Raw genomic sequence first — 14,214 nt, 5'->3', positions numbered from 1 at the left:
GGATTTGTGCACGTTTTTCCGCGCCGACCGCGGAAAATCGTGCACAAATCCCTACTTTTCGAAGGCGCGCTGCACCAGACCCAGGGCCCAGCCGACAATCGACAGCAGGATCGCCGCCCAGATCGCGGTGAACCAGAACTGGTCGATCCCCAGGCCCCAGTGCGTGGTGTTCTCGGTGATCCACGACGTGATCCACAGCATCCACGCGTTGATGACGACGTGGATCAGGCCGAGGGTGAGGATGTACAGCGGAATCGCGAACAACTGCACGATCGGCTTGATGATGGCATTGACCAGTCCGAAGACGAACGCCACGACCAGGATGATGCCGGCCCGCTCGAGCTGATCGGCGCCCACCGGGAAGACGAAATAGATCCCCGACACCATGCGAGTGACCACCCACAACGCCAGGCCGGTCACCGCGGCCCGCAGCAGCAACGATTTCATGCTGTCGATTCTGCCCGCAACAGATAGGTGTCCATGATCCAGCCGTGCCGCGCCCGGGCCTCGGCGCGCTCCCGGGCGATGCGCTCCCCGACCGCTCCGACGGTGCCGGCGATGAGCATCTCGTCCGGCGTGCCGAGGTAGGCACCCCACCAAATCCGGGTCTGCGGCGGGCATTCCAGGAACGAGCATTCGCCGTCGAGCATCACCACTGCGGCCCCGGCCAGCCCGTGCTCACGCAACTGACGGCCCGTCGTGATCAGCACCGGCTCGCCAATGTCGTTGAGCGGGATGCGATGTCGGGCGGTGAGGGCCTGGATGGCGGTGATGCCCGGGATGACGTCGAACTCGAACTCGACGTGCTCGGCAACGCGGTCCAGGATGCGCAGGGTGCTGTCGTAGAGCGACGGGTCGCCCCACGCCAGGAACGCGCCGACGCCGTCGGGCCCGAGTTCGGTCTCGATGGCCGCGGCCCACAGCTGGGCCCGCGCGGCATGCCATTCGGCCACCGCCTCGTGGTACTCACGATCTTTGGCCCGCTTGGGATCCGGCAGCTCCACGAACCGGTAGCCGGGCTTCTCGATGAAGCGCTCACAGATCAGCCGGCGCAGCGCGACGAGGTCATCCTTGGTATCGCCTTTATCCATGGCGAAGAACACCTGAGTGTCGTTGAGCGCCGTGACGGCCTGGGCGGTGACGTAGTCCGGGTCGCCGGCGCCGATACCGATGACGTGGATGGTGCGCATCCGCGAAGGCTAGCCGCCCGCGGCAGGCACACATTTATCCAGTACCGCAGGTATTGACTACCTCTGGTATCGGACGTAACTTCGGATTACGGACACTTTCGAAGGGATGTCAACGATGACAGCTTCGGTCAAGGGTCAGGCGACTCGCGAGGAATTCGCCGAGCGCCTGCTCAAGGGCTCTGTACGTAAGTCATACGCGCCGATCGTCGACATCGACTGGGACGCGCCGATCGACCCGGACAAGTACTTCCTGCCACCGAAGGTCGTCTCGCTGTACGGCACCCCGATCTGGGAAGCGATGAGCCGGGCCGAGCGGATCGAGCTCTCCCGCCAGGAACTGGTGAACACCCTGTCGGCCGGCATCTGGTTCGAGAACATCCTCAACCAGGCCCTGCTCCGCAAGGCGATGCATCAGGATCCGACCGCGAGCGCCACGCACTACGAGCTGACCGAACTCGGCGACGAGACCCGGCACATGGTGATGTTCGGCAAGGCCATCGAGAAGGTGGGCGCCGACCCGGTGCGGCCCAAGTGGTACCAGCGCACGATCATCAACATGCTGCCGTTCGCCTTCCAGGGTTCGGTGCTGTGGGTGGCCGCACTGATCGGCGAGGAGATCTTCGATTCACTGCAACGCCAGATGATGGACGATCCCGAGCTGCAACCAATGGTGCAGCGGCTCATGCGAATTCACGTAACCGAAGAGGCCCGCCACATCCAGTTCGCCCGCGACGGCCTGCGCAAGCGCGCACCGGAGATGTCGTGGCCGAAGCGCTTCTGGATCGGCAACCTCAACGGTATCGGCGGCCTGTTCTTCCGGTTCCTGTTCACCAACAAGGTGCAGTACCGCCGCGTCGGACTGGACGCGCGCGCCGCGCGCCGGATGGCGCGGACGTCGCCGCACCGGATCGAGACACAGATCGCCGGGTTCGCGCCGCTCGCGTCGTTCCTGGAGGAAGTTGGACTCCTCGGCCCCATCGCACGGCGGATGTGGCGGCGGAGCGGCTTCCTGCCCGGCGGCAAGATTGCGCCGGCGACGCGCGCCGAGATCGCCGAACCCGAGGACCTGTACGACGGACCCGCCACCATCGACGGCCGCGACGTCCGGGTCCGGCTGGCCGGGCACCTCGATCCGATCGACGGCCAGTACCACTGGCGTGGAACGGTTTTCGAGACGCTCGACGAGCTGCCGCGCACGGCCGTCACCGTGGCGGTCGGCGAACGAACCGCGACGGCGCGCGTCACCGAGCGCAGCCAGCAGGGCGGCTACGCCATCAGCGGCGCCGGTTTGCCGCCGTTCCCGCTGACCTGACAACCACTGAATGGGCGGTACCCATTCCACAAAACTAGAACACGTTCTAGCATCGCTTCATGAGGTTCACCTACGCCGAAGCGATGACCGATCCGAAGTACTACATCCCGCTGGCCAAGGCGGCTGACGAAGCCGGCTACCACGCAATGACCATTCCGGACAGCATCGCGTACCCCTTCGAGTCCGACTCGTCCTACCCGTACACCGCCGACGGCAGCCGCGAATTCCTCGACGGCAAGTCGTTCATCGAGTCGTTCTCGCTGATCGGCGCCCTGTCGGCCGTCACGACCAAGCTGCACTTCAACATCTTCGTGCTGAAGCTGCCCATCCGGCCGCCGGCCCTGGTCGCCAAGCAGGCCGGGTCATTGGCCGCACTGTTCGACAACCGCCTGGGCCTGGGCGTCGGCACCAGCCCGTGGCCGGAGGACTACGAGGTCATGGGCGTGCCGTTCGCCCGCCGCGGCAAGCGCATGGATGAGTGCATCGACGTCATCCGCGGCCTGACCTCGGGCGACTACTTCGAGTACCACGGCGAGTTCTACGACATCCCCAAGACCAAGATGACGCCCGCGCCGACCAAGCCGGTGCCGATCCTCGTCGGTGGCCACGCCGACGCCGCTCTCAAGCGCGCCGCGCGCAACGATGGCTGGATGCACGGCGGCGGCGACCCGGCCGAGCTCGACCCGCTGCTGAAGAAGCTCGCGCAGTACCGCGAATCCGAAGAGCGCATCGGGCTGTGCGACGAGTTCCAGATTCACGTCATCTCGATCGACGGCTTCACCGTCGACGGCGTGAAGCGCCTCGAGGACAAGGGCGTCACCGACGTCATCGTCGGCTTCCGCGTGCCCTACATCATGGGCGAAGACACGCAGCCGCTCGATGAGAAGATCAAGCACCTGGAGATGTTCGCCGAGAACGTCATCGCGAAGGTCTAGTTTCGGCGCTACTCGTCGACGATGTGGACCGCGGCCTCTTCAGCGGAGGCCGCGCTCCCGTCGATGCCGACGTCCCCCGCGAGCAGCTCACCGTCCTGCTCGCCGGCCACGAGCCGACCGGACCGCTGGTCACCGACCTCGTCCTCGCCCCACTGCTCATCGGGGTCTTCCGGCGGGTCCAGCTGCATCGCCGGGTCTGGCTCTTCCTCGGCGAGGAGTTCGTCGAGGGTCTCGTTGTCCCGGGGCTCACGCCATTTATCCGGCGGCACATAGCCCTCGTCCAGCAGGTCGTCGACGCCGCGGTCGATCAGCATGTCCTCCTGAGGCAGCTGATCCTCGTCGTCGATGCTGTACTCATCCGAGTCGCTCATGTCATCACCTTGCCACGGATCGCCGAGTCTGGCGAGTACGCCTGAAAACCCCCAAAACCTGACGGTTCTGGGGGTTTTCGACACGGTCACCGCAACCGCTAGAGCGTGCGGCTGATGATTTCCTTCATGATTTCGCTTGTGCCGCCATAGATCTTGTTGACGCGCGCCGCGGCGTAGGCCCGGCCGATGGGGTATTCCATCATGTAGCCGTACCCGCCGAAGAACTGCACACAGCGGTCGACGACCGCCACGGCCCGGTCGGCCGCGATGAGCTTGCCCATGGACGCGACGGCCGGATCGTTGTCGCCGTCGATCAGCGCCTGCACGCAGTAGTCCACCGTGGTCTTGATGGACAGCACCTCGGCCTTGAGCTCGGCGAGCTGGAATCGGTTGTGCTGGAAGTTGATCAGCGGTTTACCGAAGGCCTCGCGCTGCTTGGTGTACTTGATGGCCTCCAGCACCGCAGCCTCGGCCATGCCGGCACAGATCGACCCGATGACCAGCCGCTCACGGGCCAGCTGCGACATCAGTTGGTAGAAGCCCAGCCCCTCCTGCTCACCGAGCAGGTTGGCGACGGGAACCCGCATGTCGGTGAAGAACAGCTCGCGGGTGTCCTGGCCGTGTTGGCCGACCTTCTCCAGCACCCGGCCGCGCTCGAAGCCCGGCAGGTCGTTGACCTCGGCGACGATGAGCGATACTCCGGCCGCGCCCTGCGTGGGATCGGTCTTGGCGACGATCACCACCATGTCGCACAGAGATCCGTTGGAGATGAAGGTCTTTGAACCGTTGATGACGTAGTGGTCGCCATCGCGGATGGCGGTGGTGCGGACGGCCTGCAGATCCGAGCCGGTCCCGGGCTCGGTCATCGCGATGGCCAGCACCGTCTCGCCGCTGATGATCTTCGGCATCCAGCGGGCCTTCTGCTCCGCGTTGCCGTAGGTGTCGATGTAGTGCGCCACGATCGGCGAGTGCACCGACCAGCCCGAGGCCGAATCATGCGCCAGCGCAAACTCTTCGGCCACCACGGCCGAGAATCCGAAGTCGCCGCCGGCACCGCCGTACTCCTCGGGCAGGTCCAGGCCGAGCAGGCCGGCGTCGCCGAGCTTGTTCCAGAATTCGCGGTCGACCTGATGGTTCTTCGCCCAGCGCTCCTGGTTGGGCGTGGCCTCCTTGGCCAGGAACGCCGCCGCGTGCTGGCGCAGCTCACGATGCTGATCGGTCTCCCAGCTGGCCCGGTACTTCGGGAAGAGCTCTGACATTGGTCCACCTCGCTAGATTTCCGCGCGCCTATACAACTGTATAGGCCCCTGTTCATGTGTACAGTACATTGATCTGGTTGCCGACGGGAGGTCTGATGGTTGATCCGAGGGCAACTGTCGACGACCTGACCGCCAAGGCGCGCATTCGCAACACCGCCCTGGACCTGTACGCCACTCACGGCGAAGACCGAATCTCGTTGCGTGCCATCGCCGCCGAGGCGGGCGTCGCGGTCGGTCTCGTGCAGCACCACTTCAAGACCAAGGCGGGCCTCCGCAACGCGGTGGACCAGTTGGTGGTCGACTACTTCGCGGGCGCCCTGGCCGAGGTGCCCGAGGACGCCTCCACTGCGGTACGCGACGACGCCGTCCGCGACATGCTGCAGGCCAATCCAGCGGTCGTCGACTATGTGCGGCGGGCCCTGTTGCAACCCAACGCCGCCGACAGCCACCTGGTCGACGTGCTCGTCGACCTGACCCAGCGCGAGGTCAGTGCGGCCCGCAAGACCGGTCGCGCCTCGACCACCCGCCGGGAGAACACACAGGTCGTCGCGGTGCTGGCCCGGCAGATGGGCGAACTACTGTTGGCACCCATGGTCGACGCGGTGTGGGCACGGGTGGCGCCGGATACGAAACCGCCGCGGCTTCGGGTGACGGTCGACGAGGCCGGCCGATGACGGTCACGGTCGACGAGTTCGAGGTCGCGGACACCGCCGATTCGTGGACCGCCGCCGGCTTCACCGTCGACCCCGGTGGCGTGTGCCGGATCGGCGGCGTCCGCATCCGGCTGGCCGGACGCGAGCGCGGCACGGGCATCGTCGGATGGTCGCTGCGCGGCGTGCCGTCCGACCAGCCGCTCGACGGCATCCCCACCACCTCATCGGACGCGCCGCCGCCGACGCCTGCCGAGCACGGCAACGGCGCCGTCTCGGTCGACCACGTCGTGCTGCTGTCCCCCGATCTGAAGCGGACCGTCGCAGCGCTGGCGGCCGTCGATGTCCACCCGCGCCGGGAACGGGACGGCCAACTCGGCGGCCGGCCGATGCGGCAAATCTTCTTCCGGCTGGGTGAGGTGATCCTCGAAGTCGTCGGCTCGCCCGACGCCACGGGAGACGGCCCGTCCGCGTTGTGGGGGCTGACGTACGTCGTGCAGGACATCGACGCGACCGCCGCGTTCTTCGGCGAGCGCACCGCGCCGGTCAAACCGGCGGTGCAACCCGGACGCCGGATCACCACGCTGCGACATCAGGAATTCGGGATGTCGGTCCGCACGGCGATGATCTCCGGGCACTGAGCGCCGACGCAATGTCCTTCTGAGCGCGCCGATAAACGTATATGCGGTTAGCGACGCGCTCAGCCTGACGTTGTGATCGAGCCGGCCCGGAACGCTAACCTCACTCCATGACCGACCGCGGCCCCGTCTTCGACGGCATCTCGATCGGCCGACCCGCTACCGGCGCACTCATCGACGCCGGTTACCACTCTGTCGCGGACCTGCCGGCTGATCTCAACGAGCTTCTCGCCCTGCATGGTGTCGGACCGAAGGCTGTACGACTGCTCCAGGAGGCACGCCAGTCATGAGCGACGACGTCGTGGTCATCCACACCGACGGCGGCTGCCGTCCCAACCCCGGCCCCGGCGGCTGGGGCGCCGTGCTGCGCATGCGCCACCACGTGCGGGAAATGTTCGGCGGTGAGCCCGGCGAAACCAGCAACAACCGCATGGAGCTGACGGCGCCCATCATGGCGCTCGAGGCGCTGACGCGGCCCGTCGTGGTGCACCTGCACACCGACAGCACCTACGTCCGCAACGGCATCACCAAGTGGGTGTACGGCTGGGAACGCAACGGCTGGATGACGGCGTCGAAGCAGCCGGTGAAGAACGTCGACCTGTGGAAGCGGCTGCAGGCCGCGTGCGCCCGGCATGAGGTCGAGTGGTTCTGGGTGAAGGGGCACAACGGCGTCGCCGACAACGAGTTGGCTGATCAGCTGGCGACCCGCGGGCTGGAAGAAGCCGTCGCCGGAGCTCTCTGCCTGCCGTGATTTGTGCACGAAAATCCGCGCCTGCCGCGGAAAATCGTGCACAAATCACTCCCAGGTGACCTCCGCTGGCGTCTTGTCGGGGCGAAGGCCCCGCCAGCTGGGCTGACGCAGCCGGTTGTCGGTCGTGCGCTCGCTGTAGCGCACCTCGCCCACCAGCTCGGGTCGCACGTATGTCAACCCTTTGGCATCCACTGTGGAAAGCGGTGCGGTAAAAGGAGATTCGCCGGTTTCGAGCGGCTTCAGCATCGCCTTCAGATCAGCCAGCATCTTGTCGGTGAACCCGGTGCCGACGCGGCCGACGAACTGCAGGCCGTCCCCCTCGGGAACCCCGATCAGCAGCGCGCCGATGCCGCTGGTGCGACCGCCCTCCCCGGCACGCCAGCCGCCGATGACCACTTCCTGGGTGCGCCAGAACTTGTCCTTCACCCAGGCCTCCGACCGCCCCGGCCGGTATCCGGAGTCCCACTTCTTCGCGACCACACCTTCGAAGCCGCGCTCATCGGCGAACTTCAGCGGGTCGTCCGTCGGCAACAGTGGGGGCACCGTCAACGCACCGTCAGAGGCCAGCGTTTCCAGCAGCTTTCGTCGATCCCGGTACTTCGCGCGTGTCAGGTCGCGCCCGTCGAGGGCCAGGATGTCGAAACACCAGAACTCGATGCGACTGCCGGAGCCGCGGTTCTGCATGGCCTGAAAACTCGGCACGCCGTCCTGCAGGGCCACCACTTCACCGTCCAGGATCACGTGGTGATCGGCGAGATCGGCTGCCAGCGACTGCAATTGCGGATACTCCCCGGTGACGTCGCGGCCGCTGCGTGCGGTGAGCCGGATGCGGCCGTGGTCGGCGTCGACCAGCAGCCGGTAGCCATCCCACTTTCCCTCGAACGCCCAGTGCTCCGGAGAGAGTCGGTCGACCGATCCGTGGGTGGCCAGCATGGGTTGCAGCCGTTGCTCTTTCATCCGGCGCACCAGCCAGTTCTTGCCGTCGGTCTGGATCAGCACGTACCGCCCGGAGACCCGGTTGCCGTGGAGGTTGACGATCACCTCGCCGTTTTCGCCTGGGTCCCGGAACTTTTCGGTGTCGTAGGTGCCCGAGTCCCAGATCGTGACGTGGCCGCCGCCGTATTCACCCTTGGGGATGTCACCTTCGAAGGTGGCGTATTCCAGTGGGTGGTCTTCGGTGTGCACCGCCAGGTGGTTGACGGTCGAGGTGTCCGGAAGGTTTTTCGGCACAGCCCAACTGACCAGCACACCGTCGCGTTCCAGCCGGAAGTCGTAGTGCAGCCGGCGGGCGTGATGCTCTTGGATGACGAAGCGGTTGTTCTGCCCCGACGTCGGCTGGGCCGCCGGCACCGGCTCCGGCGTCCGGCCCGGGTCTCGCATGCTGCGGTAGGTGGTGAGCCGGTCGGCCACCGGCGCGTCGCCATCCATTCCCGCGAGCAGATCGCCGTCGCGAGCCAGGCGGGCCAGCACCTCGTCGAACCGCAGTTGGTGCAACTCCGGATCGTCGAGTTCCTCCCAGGTGCGGGGTGCGGCGACCGTCGGCTCGTCGCGGCCGCGTAACGAGTACGGCGCCACGGTCGTCTTGGCCGCGGAGTTCTGGCTCCAGTCCAGGAACACCTTGCCGGCCCGCAGACTGCGGGTCATGGTCGCGGTGACCAGCCCACCCATCGATGATTCGAGTTGCTGGGCAACACGTTTGGCGACGGCCGACGCACCCCGCGAACTGACGGGCGAGGCCAGCGGCACATAGAGGTGCAAACCCTTGCTGCCGCTGGTCACCGGATGGGCCTCCAGATCCATACCGGCGACGAGTTCACGGACGGCCCGCGCCACCTCGCACAGCTGGGCCATGGTGACGCCCTCGCCCGGGTCGAGGTCGAACACGATTCGGGTGGCGGGTCCCACCGTCGCCTCAATAAAGCGCCATTGCGGCACATGCACTTCCAACGACGCTTGCTGGGCGATCCAGGCCAGCCCCTCGGGGGTGTCGATGACCGGGTACATGGTGGTCCCGCTGCGATGCGTGATGGCGCCGCGCTCGAGCCACTCCGGCGCCGACGACGCCAGCTGCTTCTCGAAGAACGACTGCTGCGCAACACCATTGGGCCAGCGTTTGCGGGTCACGGGACGGCCCGCGATGTGCGGCAACATGGCGTCGGCGACGGCGAGGTAATAGTCGAAAACATCGGCCTTGGTCGTGCCGGTCGCCGGATAGAGCACCTTGTCGGGATTGGTCAGCCGCACCCGCCCGAATTGCTCCACACCTCAAGTATCCAAGCCGCAGCGCGATCATGGGCCATACTGGATTTATGCGGTCCATCTGGAAGGGGTCAGTCGCCTTCGGACTGGTCAATGTGCCAGTGAAGGTGTACAGCGCCACTGAGGATCACGACATCAAGTTTCATCAGGTGCACGCCAAGGACAATGGCCGCATCCGATACAAGCGGGTGTGCGAGGTCTGCGGCGAGGTCGTCGAGTTTCGGGATATCGCCAAGTCTTTCGAATCGGAGGACGGCCAGACCGTCATCATCACCGACGAGGACATCGCCACGCTGCCGGAAGAACGCAGCCGCGAGATCGAGGTCGTCGAGTTCGTCCCGGCCGAGCAGATCGATCCGCTCATGTACGACCGAAGTTATTTCCTGGAGCCCGACTCGAAGTCGTCGAAGTCGTACGTGCTGTTGGCCCAGACGCTGGCGCAGACCGACCGCGTGGCGATCGTGCACTTCTCGCTGCGCAACAAGACGCGGCTTGCGGCGTTGCGGGTCAAGGATTTCGGTAAGCGCAACGTGATGGTCGTGCACACGCTGCTGTGGCCCGACGAAATCCGCGATCCCGACTTCCCGGTGCTGGACAAGGAAGTCGAGATCAAGAAGGCCGAGCTGACGATGGCCGGCCAGGTCGTGGACTCGATGACCGAGGACTTCAAGCCCGAACAGTTCCACGACACCTATCGCGAGCAGATGGAAGAGCTCATCGAAGCCAAGATCGCGGGCGGCGAGGCGTTCACCACCGAGGAAGCGGCGACGGAACTGGACGCGACCGAGGACGTCTCCGACCTGCTGGCCAAGCTGGAGGCCAGCGTGAAGTCACGCAAGTCCAACGCGAAGTCCCCCACGAAATCCACCGCGAAGTCCCGGAAGTCCTGAGCTGCTGTAGGCCTGTCGATAGGGGTGTCCCACGGCCCTACGACGAACGTGTCGGTTCTGTGCGCATTCTCCGCAGAATCGGCGCCAAACCCACACACTCGCCGTAGCACCGCGGGCTGCACACAGCCACGGGCAAGGTCGACGCCCCCCGAGGGCGATTGAAACGTGTTCTAGAAATCCGTTCCCGCCGCGCCCCAAACTTGCTAGCGTGCCTAACAACGACCACGACGACGCGAGTGAGGCACACGTGATTCTGGACAGATTCCGGCTCGACGACCAGGTAGCGGTAGTGACCGGCGCGGGCCGCGGGCTGGGCGCCGCCATCGCCGTCGCATTCGCCGAAGCCGGTGCTGACGTGGTGATTGCCTCGCGCACCGAGTCCCAGCTGCAGGAGGTCGCCGCGCAGGTCGAGGCCGCGGGCCGCAAGGCGCACGTCATCGCCGCCGACCTCGCCCATCCGGACGAGACCGCGAAGCTCGCGTCCGCGGCAGTGGAGGCGTTCGGGCGACTAGATGTCGTCGTCAACAACGTCGGCGGCACCATGCCCGGCCCGCTGATGTACACCTCGCCGCAGGACCTCAAGGACGCCTTCACGTTCAACGTCGCCACCGCGCACGCGCTGACCCAGGCGGCGGTCCCGTTGATGCTCGAGCACGCCGGTGGCGGCAGCGTCATCAACATCACCTCGGCCGTCGGCCGGCTCGCGGGTCGCGGCTTCGCCGCGTACGGCACCGCCAAGGCGGCACTGGCGCACTACACGAAGCTCGCGGCCATGGATCTGTGCCCGAAGATCCGGGTCAACGGCATCGCGCCGGGTTCGATCCTGACCTCCGCGCTGGACATCGTCGCCTCCAACGAGGCATTGCGCGACCCCATGGAGAAGGCCACCCCGATGCGCCGCCTCGGCGACCCGGAGGACATCGCCGCCGCCGCGCTGTACCTGGCCTCACCGGCCGGCGCCTACGTCACCGGCAAGGTGCTGGAGGTCGACGGCGGCCTCACGTTTCCCAACCTTGATCTCCCCATCCCGGACCTGTGAGGAACATCGACATGCCCATCAAAGTCGCCGCAGTCGGCACTGGCAACGTAGGCCGCCATGCCCTGACTCAGCTCATCGATGACCCCGCCTATGAACTGACCGGCGTCTGGGTCTCCTCGGCCGCCAAGGCCGGCAAGGACGCCGGCGAGCTTGCCGGCCTTGATGTTTCGACGGGCGTCACGGCGACCGACGACCTCGACACCATCTTGGCCGCCAAGCCCGACTGTGTCGTCTACACCGCCATGGCCGACAACCGGCTGCCCGAGGCGCTGGAGGACTACCGGCGGATACTCGCCGCCGGCGTCAACGTGGTCGCCAGCGCGGCGGTGTTCCTGCAGTATCCGTGGCAGGTGCTGCCCGCCGAACTGATCGCGCCGCTCGAAGATGCCGCCAAAGAGGGCAATTCGTCGCTGTTCGTCAACGGCATCGACCCCGGCTTCGCCAATGACCTTCTGCCCCTTGCCCTCATGGGCACCTGTCAGAGCGTCGAGCAGGTCCGGTGCATGGAGATCGTCGACTACGCCACCTACGACAGCGCGACGGTGATGTTCGATGTGATGGGCTTCGGCAAGCCCATCGACGAGTTGCCGATGCTGCTGCAGCCCGGTGTGCTGAGCCTGGCCTGGGGTTCGGTCGTGCGGCAGCTGGCCGCGGGCCTGGGCATAGAACTCGACGAGGTGACCGAGACGCACACCCGGGTGCCGGCGCCCGAGGACTTCGACATCGCATCGGGCCACATCCCGGCGGGCACGACGGCAGCCATGCGGTTCGAGGTGCGCGGCATGAAGGACGGCCACCCGGCCGTCGTGCTCGAGCACATCACCCGCCTGCGCGACGATCTGTGCCCCGACTGGCCGCAGCCCGCACAGGAGGGCGGCTCGTACCGCGTCGAGGTGACCGGCGAGCCGTCGTACGCCCTGGACCTGTGCCTGAGCAGCCGCAAGGGCGACCACAACCACGCCGGACTCGTTGCCACCGCGGCACGTGTCGTGAACGCGATCCCGGCGGTCGTTGCCGCCGAGCCCGGCATCCGTACCACGCTGGATCTGCCGCTCGTCACCGGGAAAGGCCTGTACCGCGGCGTCTGACGCCGTCGAAAATAGAGTCATTCGTCGCTAGCGGGCGACCCACCTGTCAAAGCCAGAATCAGGGCGAACTTACGCCGAAGTCAGTTCGCCGATTGTCCGATTCTGAGCCTTTTGAAAGGGCCCGCTATGCACACCGCCGCTCGACCGTTCGCTTCCGTCGGCGTGTCCCTGGCCGGGGCCGCGGCTATCGCCGTCGCCCCGGTCATGGCGCCGACCGTCAGTACCCAGATTCACCACGTGGAAGCGCAGATCGAGCGCGCCGCCGTACATCTGACCGCCGCCGTCAATCCGTTCGAGGCGTATGCCCAGGCGTTCAACAACACCGTCGCCAGCCTGCAGACCATCGTGAGCACGGCCCAGACCAACGGGCCGACGCCGATTCTCACGGCAGCGCTCAACAATCAGCTCGCCGCGCTGCAGGACCTGCTGAAGCTGGTGACGTCACCTGGTTCGGTGAAGGTCGATCCCAGCCCGCAACCCGCTGTTCCGTTCGCTTCTGCCCCGCCGCTGCTGAACGCGCTGGGCAGCACGCTCGGCCAGATCGGGACCAACCTCACCACCGCGGTGCCGCCGCTGCTGGCCGCCGCCGTCAATGATCTGGCGAAGGGCAACGTCGAAGACGCGACCAATCAGCTGCTGCTGGTCGGATTGAACGCGCTGATCCCGCTGACCAATCTGCTCGGCCCCGGTATCAACTCCATCGCCCATCCGCTGCAGGGTCTTGTCAGCGCGATCGACAAGCTCGGCCCGCTCGGCGTGATCGCAGCCAACCCGCTGCAGAACGCCGTCAACGTGCTCAACACGCTCAACCAGGGCTTCGGTGGGCTGCAGCCGTCGAACGCCCTCGTCATCGTCGGTGGTCTGCTCGGCCCGCTGATCCAGGCGCCCGCGGCCCTGGGCGCCGCGGTACAGGACGTCATCGACGCCACGCGCACCGGCGATCTCGGCAAGGTGGCCACCGCACTCGTCTCGATTCCGGCGACGGTCATCAACGGCGTCCTCAACGGTGGCTACGGTCCCGACCTGTCGACGGTGATCGACACCGGGCTCCCCGGCGTGCCGCTGTATGCCGGCGGGCTGCTGACCTCGTTCGGCATCAACATCGGCGGCGGGCCGCTCGGCTTCACTGTCAACCTGCCGGGTCCGGTGGCCGCGCTGCAGTTGCTGCAGAAGCTCGTCGCCGACGCGCTCAAGCCGCCGCCGATCACGACCGCCAAGACGGCGGCTGCCGCCACCAACGCGCCCGTCGCGGCCAACGCGGTGCCCGCCACCGATGCGACGACCGTCGCGCTGCCGGCTGCGACCGTCGTCAAAGCCCTGCCTGCCAAGACGGCAACGGACACCACAAAGCCGGCCGACCAGACCACGACGAAGACGGACACCACAAAGACGGACCCGACGAGCCCGACGGACGCTCCCACGAAAACTCCAGTGACCAAACCGGATTCGTCGACGGGCACCGGCACGGACACCGCGACAGACACAAGCGGCGCGACCAAGCCCGCGGACACCGGCAGCACGTCGGGCAGCACCGGCAGCACGTCGGGCAGCACCGGCACCGACACCGACACCGCCGGCACCGACACCGGCACCACCGGCACCGGGAAGACGCCCACCAAGGGGCAGGGCAAGGGCGCTGACCACGCCACGGGCGGCGACTCGAAGTCCGGCGACAGCGGTGAAACCAAGGGCGGCACCAAGACCGAAACCAAACCGGCCAAGACCGGCGCCAAGCCCGCCAAGGCTCTCCACGGCGCCGGGCAGACCAAGGAAGGCAAGAGCAGCCACGCCAAGTAGCAGTCGAATGTCGGCTTGTGGTCGAGGATCTCGAT

At 66.6% G+C, this 14,214-nt stretch carries 15 protein-coding genes; 10 read left to right on the top strand and 5 right to left on the bottom strand.

The annotated features are described in order from the left end of the window. Window positions 1–51: 51 nt before the first annotated feature. Together ACJEIK_RS03965 and cobF are read right to left on the bottom strand one after the other, a co-directional pair. Entirely contained in the window at window positions 52–447 is a 396-nt protein-coding gene (locus ACJEIK_RS03965; RefSeq protein ID WP_409431086.1) for a phage holin family protein, read from the bottom strand. After that, a complete protein-coding gene (gene cobF, locus ACJEIK_RS03960) occupies window positions 444–1,190 on the bottom strand; it encodes a precorrin-6A synthase (deacetylating) (RefSeq protein ID WP_409431085.1) in 747 nt (248 codons plus the stop codon). Before cobF ends, ACJEIK_RS03965 begins: the two co-directional genes overlap by 4 nt. 115 nt (window positions 1,191–1,305) lie before the next feature. Here cobF and ACJEIK_RS03955 point away from each other — a divergent pair, with 115 nt between their 5' ends. Beyond that, window positions 1,306–2,502 carry a diiron oxygenase gene (locus ACJEIK_RS03955; RefSeq protein WP_061009632.1) on the top strand — a complete coding sequence of 399 codons (1,197 nt, stop codon included), beginning with the start codon at window positions 1,306–1,308 and terminating at the stop codon, window positions 2,500–2,502. A 59-nt stretch (window positions 2,503–2,561) separates the two neighbouring features. Then, window positions 2,562–3,437, top strand: a complete 876-nt coding sequence (locus tag ACJEIK_RS03950) for an LLM class flavin-dependent oxidoreductase (RefSeq protein ID WP_060999358.1) — start codon at window positions 2,562–2,564, stop codon at window positions 3,435–3,437. 8 nt (window positions 3,438–3,445) lie between these two features. Here ACJEIK_RS03950 and ACJEIK_RS03945 read toward each other — a convergent pair whose 3' ends face one another. After that, window positions 3,446–3,808 carry a DUF5709 domain-containing protein gene (locus ACJEIK_RS03945; RefSeq protein WP_060999356.1) on the bottom strand — a complete coding sequence of 121 codons (363 nt, stop codon included), beginning with the start codon at window positions 3,806–3,808 and terminating at the stop codon, window positions 3,446–3,448. A 98-nt stretch (window positions 3,809–3,906) separates the two neighbouring features. Then, window positions 3,907–5,067, bottom strand: coding sequence for an acyl-CoA dehydrogenase family protein (locus ACJEIK_RS03940; RefSeq protein WP_060999354.1), 1,161 nt, complete (start codon window positions 5,065–5,067; stop codon window positions 3,907–3,909). Between the two features lie 95 nt (window positions 5,068–5,162). On the opposite strand from ACJEIK_RS03940, the gene ACJEIK_RS03935 reads away from it, so the two are divergent. The 4 genes from ACJEIK_RS03935 to rnhA all read left to right on the top strand — a co-directional run bounded on the left by ACJEIK_RS03935 (window position 5,163) and on the right by rnhA (window position 7,106). Beyond that, the gene (locus tag ACJEIK_RS03935; RefSeq protein ID WP_409431084.1) at window positions 5,163–5,741 is read left to right on the top strand and encodes a TetR/AcrR family transcriptional regulator; all 579 of its coding nucleotides are present in this window, start codon (window positions 5,163–5,165) and stop codon (window positions 5,739–5,741) included. Next, window positions 5,738–6,358, top strand: a complete 621-nt coding sequence (locus tag ACJEIK_RS03930) for a glyoxalase (RefSeq protein WP_409431083.1) — start codon at window positions 5,738–5,740, stop codon at window positions 6,356–6,358. The genes ACJEIK_RS03935 and ACJEIK_RS03930 overlap by 4 nt, the downstream gene beginning before the upstream one ends. Window positions 6,359–6,465: 107 nt before the next feature. After that, on the top strand, window positions 6,466–6,645 hold the full coding sequence (locus tag ACJEIK_RS03925; RefSeq protein ID WP_020099001.1) for a helix-hairpin-helix domain-containing protein: 180 nt from the start codon (window positions 6,466–6,468) through the stop codon (window positions 6,643–6,645). Then, window positions 6,642–7,106, top strand: a complete 465-nt coding sequence (gene rnhA, locus ACJEIK_RS03920; protein WP_060999348.1) for a ribonuclease HI — start codon at window positions 6,642–6,644, stop codon at window positions 7,104–7,106. The genes ACJEIK_RS03925 and rnhA overlap by 4 nt, the downstream gene beginning before the upstream one ends. A 45-nt stretch (window positions 7,107–7,151) precedes the next feature. Here rnhA and ACJEIK_RS03915 read toward each other — a convergent pair whose 3' ends face one another. Continuing rightward, window positions 7,152–9,368, bottom strand: coding sequence for an ATP-dependent DNA ligase (locus ACJEIK_RS03915; RefSeq protein ID WP_060999346.1), 2,217 nt, complete (start codon window positions 9,366–9,368; stop codon window positions 7,152–7,154). 47 nt (window positions 9,369–9,415) lie between these two features. Between ACJEIK_RS03915 and ACJEIK_RS03910 the strand changes: the two genes are divergently transcribed. From ACJEIK_RS03910 to ACJEIK_RS03895, 4 genes are all read left to right on the top strand, one after another. Beyond that, complete coding sequence (locus tag ACJEIK_RS03910) at window positions 9,416–10,255, top strand: Ku protein (protein WP_060999344.1); 840 nt, start codon at window positions 9,416–9,418, stop codon at window positions 10,253–10,255. A 247-nt stretch (window positions 10,256–10,502) separates the two neighbouring features. Next, complete coding sequence (locus tag ACJEIK_RS03905) at window positions 10,503–11,294, top strand: SDR family oxidoreductase (protein WP_060999402.1); 792 nt, start codon at window positions 10,503–10,505, stop codon at window positions 11,292–11,294. An 11-nt stretch (window positions 11,295–11,305) separates the two neighbouring features. Continuing rightward, the gene (locus ACJEIK_RS03900; RefSeq protein ID WP_212813021.1) at window positions 11,306–12,382 is read left to right on the top strand and encodes a diacylglycerol kinase; all 1,077 of its coding nucleotides are present in this window, start codon (window positions 11,306–11,308) and stop codon (window positions 12,380–12,382) included. A gap of 126 nt (window positions 12,383–12,508) precedes the next feature. Then, window positions 12,509–14,179, top strand: coding sequence for a hypothetical protein (locus tag ACJEIK_RS03895; RefSeq protein ID WP_409431082.1), 1,671 nt, complete (start codon window positions 12,509–12,511; stop codon window positions 14,177–14,179). Window positions 14,180–14,214: the final 35 nt, after the last annotated feature.

Source organism: Mycobacterium sp. SMC-16, from assembly GCF_046250085.1.
GTDB lineage: Bacteria > Actinomycetota > Actinomycetes > Mycobacteriales > Mycobacteriaceae > Mycobacterium > Mycobacterium phocaicum.
Note: the sequence above shows the minus strand (reverse complement) of the source record. Positions and strands in the feature narration are given on the sequence as shown.

Coding starts and splice junctions, on each gene's coding strand:
- ACJEIK_RS03895 (WP_409431082.1), top strand. CDS start 12,509: ATGCACACCGCCGCTCGACCGTTCGCTTCCGTCGGCGTGTCCCTGGCC.
- rnhA (WP_060999348.1), top strand. CDS start 6,642: ATGAGCGACGACGTCGTGGTCATCCACACCGACGGCGGCTGCCGTCCC.
- ACJEIK_RS03900 (WP_212813021.1), top strand. CDS start 11,306: ATGCCCATCAAAGTCGCCGCAGTCGGCACTGGCAACGTAGGCCGCCAT.
- ACJEIK_RS03935 (WP_409431084.1), top strand. CDS start 5,163: ATGGTTGATCCGAGGGCAACTGTCGACGACCTGACCGCCAAGGCGCGC.
- cobF (WP_409431085.1), bottom strand. CDS start 1,190: ATGCGCACCATCCACGTCATCGGTATCGGCGCCGGCGACCCGGACTAC.
- ACJEIK_RS03955 (WP_061009632.1), top strand. CDS start 1,306: ATGACAGCTTCGGTCAAGGGTCAGGCGACTCGCGAGGAATTCGCCGAG.
- ACJEIK_RS03930 (WP_409431083.1), top strand. CDS start 5,738: ATGACGGTCACGGTCGACGAGTTCGAGGTCGCGGACACCGCCGATTCG.
- ACJEIK_RS03965 (WP_409431086.1), bottom strand. CDS start 447: ATGAAATCGTTGCTGCTGCGGGCCGCGGTGACCGGCCTGGCGTTGTGG.
- ACJEIK_RS03950 (WP_060999358.1), top strand. CDS start 2,562: ATGAGGTTCACCTACGCCGAAGCGATGACCGATCCGAAGTACTACATC.
- ACJEIK_RS03940 (WP_060999354.1), bottom strand. CDS start 5,067: ATGTCAGAGCTCTTCCCGAAGTACCGGGCCAGCTGGGAGACCGATCAG.
- ACJEIK_RS03910 (WP_060999344.1), top strand. CDS start 9,416: ATGCGGTCCATCTGGAAGGGGTCAGTCGCCTTCGGACTGGTCAATGTG.
- ACJEIK_RS03945 (WP_060999356.1), bottom strand. CDS start 3,808: ATGAGCGACTCGGATGAGTACAGCATCGACGACGAGGATCAGCTGCCT.
- ACJEIK_RS03925 (WP_020099001.1), top strand. CDS start 6,466: ATGACCGACCGCGGCCCCGTCTTCGACGGCATCTCGATCGGCCGACCC.